This is a genomic window from Paenibacillus lycopersici, from assembly GCF_010119935.1.
Classification (GTDB): Bacteria; Bacillota; Bacilli; order Paenibacillales; family Paenibacillaceae; genus Paenibacillus_Z; species Paenibacillus_Z lycopersici.
In genome coordinates this window covers 4,824,265-4,841,699 of record NZ_CP048209.1, presented here as the reverse complement: position 1 = coordinate 4,841,699, position 17,435 = coordinate 4,824,265, and the positions used below count along the sequence as shown (strand labels likewise).

General features: G+C 55.2%; 15 protein-coding genes. 10 read left to right on the top strand and 5 right to left on the bottom strand.

Translation table 11 applies throughout. From position 1 onward, the window contains the following. Positions 1–67: 67 nt before the first annotated feature. The 4 genes from GXP70_RS21415 to GXP70_RS21400 all read left to right on the top strand — a co-directional run bounded on the left by GXP70_RS21415 (position 68) and on the right by GXP70_RS21400 (position 5,902). A complete protein-coding gene (locus tag GXP70_RS21415) occupies positions 68–2,437 on the top strand; it encodes an MHYT domain-containing protein (RefSeq protein WP_162358713.1) in 2,370 nt (789 codons plus the stop codon). Further along, positions 2,434–2,814, top strand: coding sequence for a response regulator (locus GXP70_RS21410; protein ID WP_162358712.1), 381 nt, complete (start codon positions 2,434–2,436; stop codon positions 2,812–2,814). The genes GXP70_RS21415 and GXP70_RS21410 overlap by 4 nt, the downstream gene beginning before the upstream one ends. Before the next feature lie 71 nt (positions 2,815–2,885). Next, complete coding sequence (locus GXP70_RS21405) at positions 2,886–3,941, top strand: HD domain-containing phosphohydrolase (RefSeq protein WP_225442508.1); 1,056 nt, start codon at positions 2,886–2,888, stop codon at positions 3,939–3,941. 17 nt (positions 3,942–3,958) lie between these two features. Then, positions 3,959–5,902 carry a glucosidase family protein gene (locus GXP70_RS21400; RefSeq protein WP_162358711.1) on the top strand — a complete coding sequence of 648 codons (1,944 nt, stop codon included), beginning with the start codon at positions 3,959–3,961 and terminating at the stop codon, positions 5,900–5,902. Between the two features lie 85 nt (positions 5,903–5,987). Here GXP70_RS21400 and GXP70_RS21395 read toward each other — a convergent pair whose 3' ends face one another. After that, positions 5,988–6,410 (bottom strand): hypothetical protein, encoded by a 423-nt coding sequence (locus tag GXP70_RS21395; RefSeq protein ID WP_162358710.1) that lies wholly within the window; start codon positions 6,408–6,410, stop codon positions 5,988–5,990. A gap of 522 nt (positions 6,411–6,932) precedes the next feature. Between GXP70_RS21395 and GXP70_RS21390 the strand changes: the two genes are divergently transcribed. Together GXP70_RS21390 and GXP70_RS21385 are read left to right on the top strand one after the other, a co-directional pair. Then, a complete protein-coding gene (locus GXP70_RS21390; protein WP_162358709.1) occupies positions 6,933–7,508 on the top strand; it encodes an Hcp family type VI secretion system effector in 576 nt (191 codons plus the stop codon). A 154-nt stretch (positions 7,509–7,662) separates the two neighbouring features. After that, complete coding sequence (locus tag GXP70_RS21385; protein ID WP_162358708.1) at positions 7,663–8,526, top strand: Hcp family type VI secretion system effector; 864 nt, start codon at positions 7,663–7,665, stop codon at positions 8,524–8,526. A gap of 73 nt (positions 8,527–8,599) precedes the next feature. Here the strand turns inward: GXP70_RS21385 and GXP70_RS21380 are convergent, their stop codons facing one another. The 3 genes from GXP70_RS21380 to GXP70_RS21370 all read right to left on the bottom strand — a co-directional run bounded on the left by GXP70_RS21380 (position 8,600) and on the right by GXP70_RS21370 (position 11,755). Beyond that, positions 8,600–9,454 (bottom strand): carbohydrate ABC transporter permease, encoded by an 855-nt coding sequence (locus GXP70_RS21380; protein ID WP_162358707.1) that lies wholly within the window; start codon positions 9,452–9,454, stop codon positions 8,600–8,602. Continuing rightward, positions 9,454–10,335 (bottom strand): carbohydrate ABC transporter permease, encoded by an 882-nt coding sequence (locus tag GXP70_RS21375; protein WP_162358706.1) that lies wholly within the window; start codon positions 10,333–10,335, stop codon positions 9,454–9,456. The genes GXP70_RS21380 and GXP70_RS21375 overlap by 1 nt, the downstream gene beginning before the upstream one ends. A 100-nt stretch (positions 10,336–10,435) precedes the next feature. Further along, complete coding sequence (locus tag GXP70_RS21370; protein ID WP_162358705.1) at positions 10,436–11,755, bottom strand: extracellular solute-binding protein; 1,320 nt, start codon at positions 11,753–11,755, stop codon at positions 10,436–10,438. A gap of 306 nt (positions 11,756–12,061) precedes the next feature. On the opposite strand from GXP70_RS21370, the gene GXP70_RS21365 reads away from it, so the two are divergent. Further along, positions 12,062–12,910 (top strand): methyl-accepting chemotaxis protein, encoded by an 849-nt coding sequence (locus GXP70_RS21365; RefSeq protein ID WP_162358704.1) that lies wholly within the window; start codon positions 12,062–12,064, stop codon positions 12,908–12,910. Here GXP70_RS21365 and GXP70_RS21360 read toward each other — a convergent pair. Then, positions 12,905–13,366: a hypothetical protein gene (locus GXP70_RS21360; RefSeq protein ID WP_162358703.1), complete on the bottom strand. Its 462-nt coding sequence runs from the start codon at positions 13,364–13,366 to the stop codon at positions 12,905–12,907. The genes GXP70_RS21365 and GXP70_RS21360 overlap by 6 nt on opposite strands. Positions 13,367–13,588: 222 nt before the next feature. Here GXP70_RS21360 and GXP70_RS21355 point away from each other — a divergent pair, with 222 nt between their 5' ends. From GXP70_RS21355 to GXP70_RS21345, 3 genes are all read left to right on the top strand, one after another. Beyond that, entirely contained in the window at positions 13,589–14,857 is a 1,269-nt protein-coding gene (locus GXP70_RS21355; protein ID WP_162358702.1) for an MFS transporter, read from the top strand. A 125-nt stretch (positions 14,858–14,982) separates the two neighbouring features. After that, positions 14,983–16,002: an ROK family protein gene (locus GXP70_RS21350; RefSeq protein ID WP_162358701.1), complete on the top strand. Its 1,020-nt coding sequence runs from the start codon at positions 14,983–14,985 to the stop codon at positions 16,000–16,002. A gap of 463 nt (positions 16,003–16,465) precedes the next feature. Continuing rightward, on the top strand, positions 16,466–17,434 hold the full coding sequence (locus GXP70_RS21345) for a CehA/McbA family metallohydrolase (protein ID WP_162358700.1): 969 nt from the start codon (positions 16,466–16,468) through the stop codon (positions 17,432–17,434). Position 17,435 lies beyond the last annotated feature (1 nt).

Below are 17,435 nucleotides of genomic sequence, written 5' to 3'. Positions count from 1 at the left end.
AGAGAACAACCTGGAGAGTACTAAGGTACTAAGGCTATAGAGATATCGTAGAGAGAGGACTTATCTAATGGAGCATGAGCATATTCATGGCACGTATGATTCCTTGCTGGTAATTTTCTCCTATGTGGTTGCGATCGTCGCTTCGTACAATGTGCTGGATTTGGCGGGTAGGATTAGCGAGACTTCGGGGCGAAGCCGCTTGTTGTGGCTGCTGTTCGGGGCGGTCACGATGGGGATGGGGATTTGGTCGATGCATTTTGTCGGGATGCTTGCCTTCTCCCTCCCCTTCCCGGTTGCTTACGATTTAACTTATATTTTGCTGTCCGTGCTTGCGGCCATCGTCGCGTCGTATTTCGCCTTGTACGTCGCCGCCCGCGATAACGTGACGGTGCGCCAGCTGCTTGGCAGCGGACTGCTGCTTGCGATCGGCATTTCGACGATGCATTATACCGGCATGGCCGCCATGCAGATTGGCATCCGGTACGATCCGCCGTTGTTCGCCCTCTCGATTCTGATTGCCTTCGCCGCTTCCGTGGCGGCTTTATGGCTGGCCATTTATTTCCGCGGCGATAAAGGCATCAGCGGCGTATGGAAGAAGATGGGGAGCGGGTTAATAATGGGTGCGGCGATCGCCGGCATGCATTACATCGGGATGGCGGCGGCTCATTTTCATTCGCATCCCGGAGCCGGTTCCTCGGGGCTGATGCTGGATTCCAAATGGCTGGCCATTTTCATTGCGATCGGCACGTTGTTAACGCTGGGCCTCTCCTTGCTGGGCATCTTCATTTCCAAACGATTGTCCCATAAAGATTCGGAAATACAGGAGAAGGCGGCCGAAATCTATTTCATCAACCAAGAGCTGCGAAAGCTCAACGAGCACTTGGAGGAATCGGTACGAGAACGAACGGCGGAGCTGGAGAAGGCCCGTGACGAGGCTGTCAAGGCGAACCGCATCAAAAGCCAGTTCCTTGCGAATATGAGCCATGAGCTGAGAACGCCGCTTAATGCGATTATCGGCTACAGCGAAATGCTGCTGGAAGAGGCAGAAGAATCGGGAGAGGACGTCTTGGCGGAGGATCTCTCCAAAATCCGCAATTCAGGCAAGCATCTGCTCACGCTCATTAACGATATTCTGGATATTTCGAAGATCGAGGCCGGCAAGATGGAGGTTTATTACGAACTCTGCGATTTGCAAAGTCTCGTTCAGGACGTCGTTACGACGGTCAAGCCTCAGGTCGAAGTGAACGGGAATCGGTTGGACGTTCGTTCGATGGACGGCCTGATCACGACGGATGTGACGAAGCTGAGGCAAATCCTGCTCAATCTGCTCAGCAACGCGGGCAAATTCACGAATGACGGCACGATTCAATTCGACATATACCGGGACGCGAGGAATCATCAAGAAGGCTATGCGTTCAAAATCCAGGATACCGGCATCGGGATGGCGCCTGAGCAAATCGATAAGATATTTCAGCCATTCACCCAGGCCGATTCCTCGACGACGCGCAAATACGGCGGCACCGGCCTAGGTCTTGCCATTAGTCAGCACTTCATCAATCTAATGGGAGGAGACAGCTCCGTCACAAGCGAGCTCGGCGCGGGGAGCACGTTCACCTGCTGGTTTCCCGCCGATCCTTCGAATACGACAGTGACCGCCAAAGAAGAAGCCGCGCCTAAGCCCGATGATGAAGGTGCGGGTCAGGCCGATATTCTGCTCATTGACGATGAGCGTTCGAGCCGCGAGCTGCTGCAGCAGCTTCTCGCCAAGGAAGGCTGGACGATCGCGGTCGCCGAAGACGGGAAGAAGGGGCTGCAGCTGGCCAAGACGCTTCGGCCCAAAGTGATTTGTCTCGATATTTTCATGCCGGCGATGGACGGTTGGAGCGTGCTGTCCGCGCTTAAAGCGGATCCGGGGCTGAAAGGCATCCCCGTTGTCATTCTGACCATGTCGGACGATCGAAATCTCGGATTCGCGCTCGGCGCTTCCGAATATATCATGAAACCGGTGTCGCGCGATCGGCTGATCGAGGTCATGGACAAATATATCGCCATTCGGAACAATCATTCCGTGCTGGTCATCGAGGATGACGAAACGACAAGCGATATGATGGCGAAGCTGCTGCACAGAGATAACTATAAAGTGGTCAAAGCGCAGAACGGCAAAGTCGCGCTGGAGTATCTGAAGGTCCATATCCCCGGGTTGATTATTCTGGATCTGATGATGCCGGTGATGGACGGCTTTCAATTCGTTCAGGAAATACGCAAGCATGATTCATGGAGCTCGATTCCGATCGTCGTGCTGTCGGCCAAGTCGATCTCGATGGAAGAACGCATGAAGTTGGACGGTTACGTCAAGCGGATTCTGCAAAAAGGATCGACCGATCACAAGTGGCTGCTTACCGAAATTCGCAGAGTGATAGAGGGAGAAGCATCATGACGACCATACTGCTGGTTGAGGATAACGAGATGAATCGCGACATGCTGTCCCGGCGGTTAATCCGGAACGGATTCCGGGTCATCATGGCCGAAGACGGCCGGCAAGGCGTGGACATGGCCGCGCGGGAGCGTCCCGATCTGATCCTGATGGATCTAAGCCTGCCGGTTCTGGACGGCTGGGAAGCCACCCGGAAGCTCAAGGCCTCGGCCGCGACGAGCTCGATTCCGGTCATTGCGTTGACGGCGCACGCCATGTCCGGCGATGAAGCGGAAGCGATCCGGGCAGGCTGCGACGCTTTCGATACCAAGCCGATCGATATGCCCCGTCTTCTTGGCAAAATACGGGCGGCGCTCGACAAGCTCCGCCAGAACGGGTAATAACGAGGCATCGATTGCTCTCTTAAGATCGTAGAGCGATCGCTGGCACTGCAGCTGATTGGAGTGAAGAGATGGGCATGAATGCGCCGGAACTTGCAACCATATTGATCGTTGACGATCAGGAATACAATATCAGTCTTCTGGAGCGCACCTTGAGCCGTGCGCAATTTCAAGCCGTGCACAGCACGCCCGATCCGTACCGGGTTGAACGGCTCATGGACGAGATCGGGCCGGATATCGTGCTGCTGGATATGCACATGCCGGGCATGGACGGCTTGCAAGTCCTGGAACAAATCCGCTCGCGAACAGGCGAGGACGATTATTTGCCGGTTCTCGTACTCACCGCGGATACGACGGCGGAAATGAAGCAGAAGGCGCTGGCGGCAGGGGCGAACGACTTCCTCACGAAACCGTTCGATCGCACGGAAGTCTTGCTCCGCATTCGCAATCTGTTGAAGACGCGGCAGCTTCACGTACAGCTGAGGCAGTACAATAACTCGCTGGAAGCGCGCGTCATGGAGCGGACGGAGGAGCTGGGAGAGGCGAAAAGGGAAATTTTGCAGCTGCTCGGCCGTACGTCGGAATACCGCGACGATATTACGGGGCTGCATACGCAGCGGGTGGGCCGCTTGTCCGAACTGATTGCGCGGCGGCTTGGATTGCCCGAGCAGCACGCGGAGATGATCGGCAAGGCCGCGCCCTTGCACGATATCGGCAAGATCGGGATTCCCGACGAAATCCTGATGAAGCCGGGGCGGTTCGAGCCGCATGAATTCGAGCGCATGAAAGCGCACACGACGATCGGCCACCATATTTTGGAGGGGAGCCGTTTCGCCGTATTGAAAATGGCGGGCTTGATCGCGCTCGCCCATCACGAGAAATGGAACGGAACCGGGTATCCGGAGGGTAAGCAGGGGGAAGAGATTCCGATCGAGGCGCGGATTGTCGCCTTAGCCGATTTCTATGACGCCCTGACCCATGAACGACCGTACAAGAAGGCATGGGCTCCCAAGGATGCGCTTGCCGAAGTAGTGAGTCAGCGCGGCAATCATTTTGATCCGAACATCGTGGACGCGTTTGTCGAGCTGTTCCGGGAAGGCGATCTGCAAACATCACTTTCTATGTAAAGGGGCAAACGAAGACTATGAACCGAGCGGCTGGTCAAGATCGATGGAAGCTGACGAAGGAAGGAATCGAATGGGAGGTTCATGCGGATGCGCGGCTTCCCCATGAAGATACGGTGGAAATGAGCGGCTTGCGCGTATCCGCCATCATTCGCTATGGCGTAAACGAATCCGGCGAACTGGCGATTCACCGCAAAGTGGTATGGCCGATGCTGCGGACGATTCCGAACGATACGCATGCCAGCCTCATCCATGATTATCCTGCCGCCGCAATGCCGCGGTTTCAAGTAAACGGGAGCCCTGTCGATGAGCTGCCGCAGCGCATTGCCTTTGACGGGATTCTGACAATCGATAGCCGGACGGCAGAGGGAATATCAATCCGGCGCAAGCTGTTTCCGGCGGCCGAAGCGCCTGCTTTACAGGAAACGATCGTTCTCTCGAATGAAACGAATACTTCCGTCGTCATTGAAGTTGATTCGCCGGCATATTCGGCTCGCGGCAGAGGGATCTACGGAATCTATGCGATGGAGAGCCTATGCGATCCCGTCGGTCCGATTACCCTTATGCCTGGCGAGAGCAGGGAAATCGGGGTATCCTTCGCCGGCCGTATTTGGAGCCAGCGGCACTGGCCGCTTGTCCCCCTTGCGGAAGAAGCGCGCAGGCGTGAGCGAATGCACGCGCTGCAAGATCGGCTACAGCTCGTTACGCCAGATCCGGTGCTGAACCGGATGTTCGCGTTTGCCAAGCTGCGGGCAGCGGAAAGCGTCTTTCGTACGAAGTCCGGCCTTCTGCACGGACCGGGAGGCGGAAACTTCTACGCGGCGGTGTGGACGAACGATCAAATCGAGTATGCCGCCCCGTTCTTCCCATTCCTAGGAGACGAGACGGCTATTGAAGCTACGATAAATGCCTTTCGTCTCTACATGCCGTTCATGGGGCCGGATTACACCCCGATTCCTTCCTCCATTATCGCCGAGGGTTATGATATCTGGGAGGGGGCGGGCGACCGTGGAGATGCAGCGATGTATGCCTATGGCGCTTCGCTATTCGCGCTGGCTGGCGGGAAGCGCGATCTAGCTGCCGAGCTATGGCCGGCAATCGTATGGTGCTTGCATTATTGCCTCTCCAAACTGACGCCGGAAGGCGTCATCGCCTCGGACTCCGATGAACTGGAGGGACGCTTCCCGACAGGAGATGCTAATCTATCCACTTCCTCGCTTGCTTACGGGGGGTTCCGTTATGCCGCGATGCTTGCCGAAGCGCTGGAGAAGCCCGAGGAAGCGAACCTGTTCGCCGAAGCGGCCCAACGCTTGCGAACGGCGATCGAAGCTTATTTCGGCGCGGAAGTCGAAGGGTTTGAAACCTATCGTTATTACGACGGCAACGATATTCTCCGTTCCTGGATATGCCTGCCGCTTACGATGGGAATCGCGGAACGGCAAGACGGCACGGTCGCGGCATTGGTATCGCCGCGGCTATGGACGGTCGACGGGCTGTCGACGCAAGCCGGAGACACCGTGTTCTGGGATCGCTCCACGCTCTATGGCTTGCGTGCCCTGTTCATGGCAGGCGAAACGGAACGAGGGCTGGATCTTCTAACGGCCTATTCGCGGCGGCGTCTGTTAGGGGAGCATGTCCCTTATGCGGTCGAAGCGTATCCGGAAGGGAATCAGCGTCATCTCTCGGCCGAAAGCGCGTTGTACGGACGGGTCATCACGGAAGGCTTATTCGGATTAAGCCCAACCGGCCTTGCTTCCTATAGCTGCACGCCTCGCCTACCTGCGGGTTGGCCCGTCATGTCCTTGAGGAATGCGCATGCCTTCGGTCATTGCTTCGATCTGGAAGTACGGCGCGGATCCGGGACCGAGATCAGCGTGATCGTGCGCGATTCGGGTCGGGAAGCGGTTCATAGCGGACAGGATGGGGATACGTTCAACATCGGCTTCGATGAAAAAGCGAGGTAACGGAATGGGCCAATCGGGCAATTCTTAAAAATGCCAACTATGTAACGTAAACTCCCGCCATTCGTGGCGGGAGTTTATCGTTGCATTAATCGGAAATAAGAATACCATCAAAGTTTTCAGGACCAACGCGAATCGTACCGATTAAGTTAGAACTTATAAAAGCAGTATAAGTCAGCTGCTCGGAAATGGGTGGATTGTAATCGCTAGCCATGAAAGAGATGACTTGTGGAGCGAGTACATCTAGATCAAAGGTTGATGTAGCGGAATAAACCAACGGGTCTGTCGGCAACGTACCTCGAACGACTGTAATGGTTACTCCTACGAGCGCAAGAGGTAATTGCAAAGAAACGGTACCATTTAAAATGACACGCGGCACGCCAGCCGCTCCTTCCGTATTCAGACCGATTTGTCCGAACAATTGAGGCGTGTCAACCACAAGAATCGGGATGGCAATCGAGTTAGCAAAGCTAGCATTTTGAGACGTTCTTCCGTCAATGAAAACACCCATGTCGTACACCTCCTTTTTCGATAGGATACTAGCAGAGTATGGCAATCTACTAGGGTTTGCTTGGACTAGTATCTGCTGTTCAATCGATTTAGACTCACGGATAGCTGAGGTCAAACATACGATAAGGAGAAAATAGCGATTTTATCGGGGGATGTGAGATGAATCATGATTGCTAGACATCGTGCTTCGGGGATTTATCGTACCGTGCGCGCGGTTCGCGAACGAGAGGATGGCTCCAGGGAATATATGATATTCCATGAGACTGCGGGGCGCGCTTTCTGGTTCCCTGAAAGTGAATACGAATTAATCGACAATGAGCGCTCGGAAAATGCTGCGGATCTTAAATCATGAAGGCTGAAGACCTGGAGTAAAGGCCGTCTACATGGCGGCCTTCTTCGTTTACTTTAAATGGGACACAGATAAAGAGAGAAATCGGATAAGCCGTTGGCAAATCGGCCCCTCTATGATAGACTTGATACAAAATGTATCATTATATCTGTCGAACCCAAGGAGCTGATCGTCTTGTTCAAACGCAAGAAGCTGCAACTCTTCGCCCTGCTGCTCGCCATCATCGCAATAACCGCCTTGTCTCCCGCAACCGCTTTCGGAGCGGCGGCGCATAGCAAGGGCGTGATTTTGGTGCTGGACGGCATCAAGGGCGAATCCAGAGACGCCGCTATCAAGGATGGCATCGACATTTTGAGCGTGTCATTCGGGGCATCCCTTCAGGTTTCCGCTGTGGGCGGCGGCGGCGGGGGCAAAGCAGGAAAAGCGTCGTTCTCCGATGTGAGCCTGATGAAGTACTTGGATGCCGCGTCCCTGCCGCTGCTTAAGAATTTGGCTATGGGCAAAGCCATCAAGGACGGGACGCTCTATTTCTTCGATGGCAGAAGCGACAAGCCTTATCTGTCCATCGCAATGAAGAATATTCTGGTCACTTCCCAGCAAACGTCGGGGAGCGGCGAGGAGAAGCTGACGGAATCCATCTCCTTGAATTATGCGCAAGCCATGTTCACGTATAATGTTTTCGGTCCGGACGGCCGGGTCGAGAGCACTTCTACCTTGAACGTTGACATCGAGAAGAACGTGTTTAACTAACGTGTTAACTAATCGAACGACAGGATGTCGGCGATAGGAGCCGACGAGCCGCGGCAGCGCGTCCAGTGAGAGGATTGCTGGATTTGTCGGCTGCCCGCCGGCCCATTGACGTTCACGTGCATCGTATTTGCTTGGTACAAAGGAGTAGATCCGATTGGCAAGACGCATCCCGTTAACCCTACTGACCCTTCTCGTGGCTGCCGCCCTGCTGTTCTTCCCCCGGGCGGCATCCGTGCAGGCCGCGCCTTCGGACGCCTTGCCTCCCATGCTGTTGACGCTCGACGGATTGAAGGGCGGCTTTACCGGAGGGGCGTTCAAAGACGCCATTGAAGTGTCGTCCTATTCGCTCGGCGCCTCCGTCCAAGCCGCGGCGGGATCGGGGCATGGAGCCGGGAAGCCGGCCTTCACCGACGTAAGCTTGACGAAGCGAACCGACGCCTCCTCGCTCGCGCTGCTTAAGGCGCTGGCGACGGGCAAGCCTATCAAGGACGGCTATTTGTATTTCCAAACCCGATCCGCTTCGCAGCCCCGGACGTATATGGTCATTCATTTCAGCGATTTGTTGATTACGGGGTATCAGAACGATTCCTCCGGGGACGCGCCGTCGACGGAAACCTTCGCGCTGCAGGCCGAATCCATGCTGTATAAGTACATGACCGTGAATCCGGACGGCTCGCCGGGCAGTACCATTACGGTACCGATCGGGAAAGATCCCGGCACGTCCTCCGTGGCGACGAAGTATCATTTTGACCCGATCTACGCCGCAACGGCCAGCGGGACTACGTATATCAAAGGCTTTACCGTCACGCTCAAGTCCGCGGCGGTCAACAGCACCGTTCAGCAAACGCTGTATCGGATCAACGGCGGCGCCTGGACGATCTATACCGGCCCATTCGCGATCTATGCGGATGACGCGCACACCGTTGAATATTACAGCTCGGACATGGACGAGGACATCGAGCCGATCAATGTCATGAATTTCGACGCCGGTACCTTCACGGGCAGCGGCAGCTACTGACGTTATAACCCTATCAAAAAGCCCATAAGAAGACCCGCAAGCGCGTTCCGTGCGCGAGCGGGTCTTCTCGGCGTCAGCCCTTCACGCCGCCGGCGGTTAAGCCTTCGATGATTTGCTTCTGCAGGACGGCGTATATAATCATGACCGGCAGGATGCTGTACACGATCCCCGCCGACATCTGAGCGTAATTCGTGTTATAGATATCGCGGAAACCGACCATCCCGACGGGGAGCGTCCGCAATTCATCGGTGGAGATGAAGAAGTTCGCCATCAGGAACTCGTTCCAATTGCTGATGAAGTTAATGATGAAAACGGTCACCAGCGCCGGTATCGTGATGGGCAATATCATTTTGGTGAACACGCCCTTCGCGCTCAATCCGTCCATTACCGAAGCTTCTTCGATTTCACTCGGAATCGATCGCATGAACGCCGACAGAATGATGACCGTAAACGGAATGGCTCCGGCGGTATAAGGGAGGATAAGCGCCATATGGGTGCCCAAGACGGCGTGGCCGAAGAACACCAGATCATTCAGCATTTTATAGATCGGCAGCAGTAAGGCATTACCCGGAATGAGCATGCCGATGAGTATGAACTGGTATAACCCTTTGCTTATTTTCAAATACCGCATCCGCGTAATCGCAAAGGCTCCCATAGATGATAAGATAATCGTCGCGATCGCGCATAGCGTCGAGATATACAAGCTATTGAAAAAATAAACGCTGATTTTCGCATTCACCCAAGCATCGTAATAATTCTCGAAATGAAACGAAGAAGGGAAGCCGAACGGATTGCTTGCAATGGCCTGATTATCCGACTTGATGGACGAGAAGAGGACGAACAGGAAGGGATACAGGGTCACGATAAGATAACCTAGCAAAATAACATGGGGAAGGCTTCTCTTCACGGATCGTAGCGTTATCGTCATTAGTATTCGACCCTTTCGACTCTTCTGGCGATCAATACTTGATACAAGGCGGTAAGAATGAGCGAGAATACGAAGATCAACACGCCGATGGAATTGCCGTATCCGTATTTCGCGTTCGTGATCCCGTATTTGATTAAATAGGTTGCCATGACATCCGTTACCCCGCCCGGTCCGCCGTCCGTCATGACGATGATAATATCGGCCGCTTTCATCGCGCCCGCGATGGACAGCATGATGACGACGGAAATGATCGGCATAATGAGCGGAACCGTGATCCGGGTAGCGCGCGTAAAGGCGCTGGCCCCGTCGACGATCGCGGCTTCGTCGATTTCCCGGGGAATCGACAATATGGCGGCAAGCACCATCACGATGTAGAATCCCGTCCACTGCCAGGCATTGGTGATCAAGATCGAAAACATGGCCCAGTGGGTGTCGGATAACCACATGACGGGGTGCAAGCCGATTTTGGCCAGAACGAGATTGAATAAGCCGATATCCGGTTCGTAGATGAAGCTCCATAAGATGCCGATTACCGCGGTCGACATGACGGAGGGGATGAACACGGCCGTTTTATATAAACCCTGGAGCTTCTTCACGTTACTGATCAAGAGGGAGAAGAAAATAATAATCGGCACTTGCACGAAGACCGAGAACAGAATGAATTTCCCGTTATTCAGTACGGCGTTCCAGAATTTATCGTCATGAAACGCATGCTTGAAGTTGGTCAAACCGTTAAACCGCGGTTCGGTCAGACCGTTCCATTTCATGAAGCCCGTGGCGAAGGCGGAAATCATCGGATAGATGAAAAACATGGCATAGAGCACAAAGAGAGGCAGCATAAACAGGACATACGTCCATGGATTTCTTAATGTTTTATTCATCGTTTCCTCCGCGATAATCTGACATCTGCTGCGTGTATCGATGCTATAAAAAAGTACCACCCACTCTGAGGAGGGTGGTACTTTCCATCCTTATCGGCCTTTAGAAATCGTCGTCGCTGTTTACGGTATTCTGTACCTTCTGCACACTGTCCAGCATGGCCTTAGGCGTTGTTTTGCCGGCGATTAACTTCTGAATGCCCTCGCTCAGCGCCGTGTTGACGTCGGCTTGAACGATCGAATCGAAGGCCGGGAATGCGCCGCTTGCCTTGTTGCCGACTTCGATGATTTCCTTCACCAGGCCGGATACGTTGGCTTTCGCCAATTTGCTGCTGCTGACTTTCATGGAAGGCAGAACGCCGTCTGCTTCGAGTCCGCGAATTTGCATTTCGTCATTGTACATGTTCTTGATGAACGATTTGACGAAGGCCAATTGCTGCTTGTCGTTCTTCACTTTGGACGAGAAGCCGTACCCGTTGGAGTAGCCGCCGTTCACGTACGTTTGGTTGCCTTTGCCGCCGGCCACCGACGGCATTGGGAAGTAACCGACTTTGTTCACTAAGCTGCCGGCTTGCTTCGGATCCGTAAACACGCTGGACGCCCATGATCCGTCATACATCATGATGGCTTCGCCGCGAATGAGCTGGTTGCGCTGTTCGGCGTAGTCCAGACCGAGCTCGCCTTGTTTGAAGTAGCCTTTCTTCACCCAATCCTGGTATTTCGTGAAGGCCGCTACCATTGGCGCGCTGTTCCATTTCGTCTTGCCGGTTACGAACCCGTTCGTAATATCCGGGCCTGCGTAACGAGCCCACAAGGTATTGGCGGTCATGAGCGGCACCCATGCGGCTTTGGACGCTTGGGCGAACGGCGTTTTGCCGTCTTTTTTAATCGTATCCGCCAATTTCTCAAGGTCGGCCAAGGTTGTCGGCACCTTCAGGCCTTTGGATTTGAAGTATTCTTTATTGTAGAAATAGCCTTCTTGGTAGCCGCCGATCGGCAAGCCGTATACATGACCGTTAACCGTAAATTCGCCCAGCGAAATGAACTTGTTCTGCAAGCCGAGCTCCTTCAGGATCGGCGTCAGATCGAGCAGCCGATTGGCTTCGGCGTACAGCTGCGTGTCGGATCCGCCGAACAGGTCGAAGATCGCCGGCGCTTTGTTGACGACCATTTCGGAGCGCAATTTCTCCTTGCGGTTGACGTCGGAATCCACGCCGTCCAGCTTGTATTTGACGCCCGGCACTTCTTTTGAAACCCGCTGCAATACATCCTTGAGGATATTAAGACGTTGTTGTTTCGATTCGCCCAGCTGCGTGTGCCTGATTACGATCGTGTCGGATTTTGTTGCCGCACCAGCCGTAGACAAGACAGTCGTAGCCGCAAGCGCCATGCTGACCGATGAGACGAGAAGACGTTTCTTCATGATAGCGGGACCTCCCAATTGGATTTATGTATCGATGTTAGAATAAGGGAATTAACAAATTATGGGTAGGGATACATTTTGATTGACGGAGGATATATTTGTATAGCCGCGGAAGCCGCATGGGGGACAAATGGCTTAATGATGGAGACAAATCTATTCGAAACCGGGCGGACCTTATCCCTTAGTCCCGGGAAATCTTCCTGGATATAGGGCTTGACGGGGAATGCTTATACAAATCGTTCGGCCCATAACCGATAGTATAGGAGTAGGACTCATTCCAGCTGGAGAAGGAGAACCGTGAACAGGATGAATCGGATAGAAGCGCTCGTTGCCAGTATGCCTTTCGTGAAGGAGTTATTCAGGGAGGATGTGTCGCTCGCCGTCTATGACAGAGAGAAGGTGCTGTTCTGGTCCGACGGCAAGGCTGTCAAGCTTGGACTGCAGGCGGGGGATGCGTTACCCGAGGAGGACCGGGATTTCAAGCCGTTGAAGGACGGGAAGGAACGAAGCACCGCGCGCATGCCGGCCGAACGGTTCGGCGTGCCGGTCGACGTCGTCTGCATACCGGTCAAGGACGAGAATGACGAAGTCGCCGCGATTCTAAGCATTCGCTATTCGATGGAGAATCAGCGCTCGCTCGAGTCGCTAATGACGGAAACCGAAGCGACGATCGACAACCTGCTCGGAGGCATTCGGCAAGTCGCCGCCCATTCCGAGCAATTGACGGCTTCCGTAGGCGAGATTCTTCATAATTCGCAGCAAGCGGTCGAGAATTCTTCGGGCGTTGCGTCGATTACGCAGTTGATACGGGAGATCTCGGAGCAGACGAACCTGCTCGGCCTTAACGCGGCGATCGAAGCCGCGCGCGTCGGAGAAGCGGGAGCCGGCTTCGGCGTCGTCGCCAAGGAAGTGCGCAAGCTGGCCGACAACAGCAAGCAGGCCGCGGGTCAGATCGAGGAATCCCTCGCGTCCGTCAAAGCGTCAATCGCGCAGATGGAGTCCGACATCGGCCAAATCGCCGCCGCATCGACGGATCAGGCCAAGCTGGTCATGGCGTTCATGAGCAGCATCGAACAATTGAAGACGACGAGCGGCCATCTGAAGGCATTCGTCGATCATATGCTGACGCACGGGATGGACGAGGGAGAGTCATGAACAGCGGCAAGACAGCGTAGGAGGGCCGGCGGACGGCCCTCCTTCTACGTTCGATGCATGCGCTGTTCGCCGGTTATCGCCTTGACGGGCAGCGCCGTCCGGCTGATTCTTGAAAGTTGAACAAACCTCGCCTTCGAGCTTCTCGACCACGACGAATTCCCGCTCGTCGATCACGCCTTTCCGGATGACTCTGGGCACGGCAATCGTACTCCATCGATGCAGCGCATTATTGATCCGCTCCAATTCGTGGACTCTGGCCGGATCGACGCCGAACATACGATTGCAGCCGTACCAGAAATCTTGATCCGGTACGCCGGCCATTCGCGAAGCTCTCACGACGACCTCTTCCCGGCTTGTCTGAACAAGCCAAACGTCGCTTGCATGATCTTCGTAACCGGGACTTAACGCGATCTGGCGTATGATCGGTTCCTGAAATAAGGGCTGCAAATTCGCCATAGGAATCCACTCGCTTTCCGTTCCTCCTGCATTCGCCGTCGGCTTGCGGGAGGCCTATTGATCCATCGTAGCACAGGCGGATGCCCGCCGGCGACCTGCATGTATGCCGCTTTTGACCGAGGCGCCGTAATCCGCTGAAGTTTGCCCAAGATCGCTCTATTCAAGCGCAAGCATTCGATTTAGAATAAGCCTATAGCATGGCACTATAGGAGTGAGAATGGGATGCAGGCAGAGCATCGCGTGTTGCGGCATAATATTAAGAATAATCTCTACAACGGCATTGCATGGTCCATCGGCTTCAATTTCGTAACCCCGTTCATTCCGATCATCGCGGCGCGGCTGGGAGCGACGAACAACGACTATGCCCTGCTGTCTTCGGTTCCCGCCATTCTCTCTCTATTGCTGACCTTCCCGGCATCGATCGTACTGGATCGGTTCCGGAAGAAGAAGCGCATCATTTCCGGCGTCATTCTGGCAAGCCGGTTCTGTTACCTGTTGCTGTTCTTCATTCCTTACTGGCATCTATCCCCGATAGCCGCGCTGATCGCGCTGGTCGGCGCCTATGGCGCGACGAATACGATTATCGCGGTGTCCTATCAATCGATCATGGGCGAGATCATCCCCGCGGCTTACCGGAACAAAGTATTCGCGCAGCGCAACGTCTGGACAGGGATATCCGGCATGGTTACGGCGCTCGCGGCGGGCTGGGGCATCGACCATTTCGGCTACCCGGGCGGCTATCAAGCGGCCATCCTGCTCGGTTTCGCGGCATCGCTCGTGGAAACGTGGTACTTCCAAAGGCTCCGCATTCCCAGCGAGGAGCAGCCGGCGGCGTCTGACGCGCGGAGCGAGGTCGCCGCTTCTCTCCCGCCTGCGGCGACGCTCCCCAAGCCGGGCATAACGAAGCTGTTCGCCGTCGGGGGCGGCATGCCGTTCATCTGGTTCTGCGGGAGCGCGATTCTGTATACGTTCGCATGGATGGCGGCCTGGCCGATCTATTCGAAATTGAAAGCGGACGTGCTGCATGCCACGAACACGCAGATGAGCATCGATACGGTTGTCGGCGCGATCGGTTCGCTGGTCGCCTTCAGTCTGTGGGCGCGGCTGGCGGATCGCAGAGGGAACGGCGTTACGGTATTCGTGTCGTCGCTGGCGCTCGGCTTGGCGCCGTTCTGGTGGGCGTACGCTCCGTCGATGACCTACGTGTACATCTATGATTTCATCGGAGGGGTCGTCACGAGCGGATTCCAGCAATCCATCTTCAACCGGCTGCTCGAAATCGCGCCTCGGGGGACGCGGCACCGCGCAATCTCCTTGTACACCACCTTATCGCAAGTTTCGGCCATTTTCGCGCCGATCGTCGGCATGCAGCTGTACGGCCGGATCGATTACGCGCCGAGCATGACCGTCATCGGGGCGACGCGCGTAGTGGGCGCGCTTTGCTTCCTGCTCATTCTGCTGCCGAAACGAATCAAGCAGCCTGCCGCGTAGACAATACCAGGAAGTACTTGATAGTTCAAGTTGCCTCAAGCCTTCGGTAATGCTATGATAGTCCCAACTTATTAAATTCGTTAAAAAAGTTCGGCAGACTATTCAAGCGGAAGGCGTTGACCCTCATGGCGGATTTGTATACCTCCCCTAAAGATATGAAGCAAGCGATCAACCAGCGCATTCGAGCGGCGCTCATCATGCTGGGGAGCGCGACGAAAGCGGAGCTGTGCCAGCGCCTCGGCATCAGCTTCCCGACGATCAGCAAGTTCCTGGCCCAGATGGAGCTGGACGGGGAAATCCGCTATTCCGGCGAGGATGATTCCAGCGGAGGGCGACGGGCCAGACGGTATGCGTACGATCCCGAGTTCATGCTGGGCCTTGCCGTCTTCATCGAGAAACACGAGACGACATACGCCATATTCGATTGCGTCGGCGAGGTCAAGGAAGAGGGGACGACGGCAAGCGTCGTGCAGCAGGGCGCGCAGCAGCTGGCCGACCATATCGAAACGCTGATCGAGAAATACCCGAAGCTCCGTTCCATCGCGATCGGAGTTCCGGGCGCGGTCAACAACGGCCAGATTATTTTCATGCCGCCGTACCCGCATTTCCTCGACGATGACTTGAAAGGCATCATCGAGTCGCGTTTTCAAATCCCCGTCGTCGTCGAGAACGATATGAACGCGGCCGTGCTTGGGTTCGCGTCGAGCATGGAAATCGAGAACGAATCCCTCGTCTATCTCTACTTCGGCCAGGACGGCCCTGGTTCCGGGATCATGATCAACGGCGATGTCGTGCGGGGCAGCACCTTCTTCGCGGGCGAGGTATCGTTCGTGCCGCAATACGAGGAACTCAAATTCGGGCAGGCGCTGCATCGGGGAGGACGCGACAGCAGGCTCGGGGAGGCCCGGATCGATGCGGTTGCCCGGCTGATCGCCACGTTCGCGGCCATCATCAATCCGCGCGCCGTCGTATTCTGCAGCGACGAGGTCGACGAAGCGCTGCTGGCGAGGCTCGCGGAGCGAAGCGCGAACTATATCCCGCGGGAGCATCTGCCGATGCTGACGATCAGCGACCGGAGACGGGACTACTTGAACGGTCTGCAGCATTTGGCGCTGGATGCGATGATCGGAGGAACGGAATCCTAGGAATGAAGCCCTTCATGAGCGGCGATGCTCGTGCAGGGCTTTTGTCGTTTTATCGCCCGGGAGCAGGATTCGGGAGTATGGCAGGGCCGGGTTTCCAAGACATGCCGCTGCGGGCGAGAGCCGCAGGGGGCATGTCTTTTTCGGTTTTCCAGTGCGGAACGCATCCCATATTCCGTATGATTTGTTGTTGAATGATTAAGCAGATAGTCATTTTGATGTTGAATGATGGCAATATTATCGCATTGTTAATCGAACGTTTGCAGGCTGTTAAATTTATGGCGAACGCGCGGCGGGAACACGACAGCCAGCTCGAAATTGTTGACTCTACTGCGATTATCTCCCCTGAATATTAACGTATCGTTAAATCTTCGGCAAGCTGTTGTACTGCGGCCAATCCCATTGTATCCTTAAACAAACAACATCATAACAACTAATATCAACGTCAATCCAAATGGAGGGTATAATGAAAAATATCGTATTGCTCGACAGTGCCAAGCCGATGTTCAAAGGGAATTTGCATCTTCATACGACATGGTCGGACGGCGCTCAGCCTGCGGCGGAAGTGGTCGAGGCGTTCAAGGCAAAAGGCTATCATTTCCTCTCCATCAGCGATCATGACCGCTACGCGCGGACCGGCGAGTTCGACTCCGAGAACTTCGTCACGCTGCCGGGCATGGAACGCGGCGGGCTGAATCCGGTCGAGGACAAGAACCCGGGTTACCATTTCGGCGTGCTCGACGACCCGACGGTCGAGCCGGAGCGGGAACGCTTCGGCCATCTGCAGGCATTCGAGGTTCCGATTCCATGGGAGGGCGATCATTCGCCGCAAGCGCTGATCGACGAGATGCGCGCCCACGGCAACCTTGTCGTATTCAATCATCCGGAGTGGCATCTGACCCGTTTCGAAGACATGGTGAACTACGACGGCTTCTTCGCCATCGAAATCTACAATCACGCGACGGAATGGTCGACGACGAGCTCGTACGGCGCGGCGTATTGGGACCATGCCCTGCAGAACGGCAAACGCGTCTACGGCATCGCGGCGGACGATTCGCACATCCACGACGATTCCTGGGCGGTTCCGGAATACGGCGGCGGCTGGATCCAAGTGCAGGCGGAATCGCTTACGCATGCCGGCATCGTCCGCGGTTTGAAAGAAGGCCGGTTCTATTCCAGCACCGGTCCCGAGGTGTACGACCTGCGCGTCGAAGACGGCGAGCTGAAAGTCCGCTGCTCCCCTTGCAAATTCATCATGTTCAAGGCGTTCCCGCAGCGCGGTCCGTTCAAGGGCAACTTCGAATCGGGCAAGCCGCTTACCGAGGCTTCCATGGCAATCGAGCCGGACATGACCTATATTCGCGTGGAATGCGTCGACTTCGAAGGCAAAGTCGCGTGGACGAACCCGGTGTTCGTTGCCGATTTGCTGTCATAAA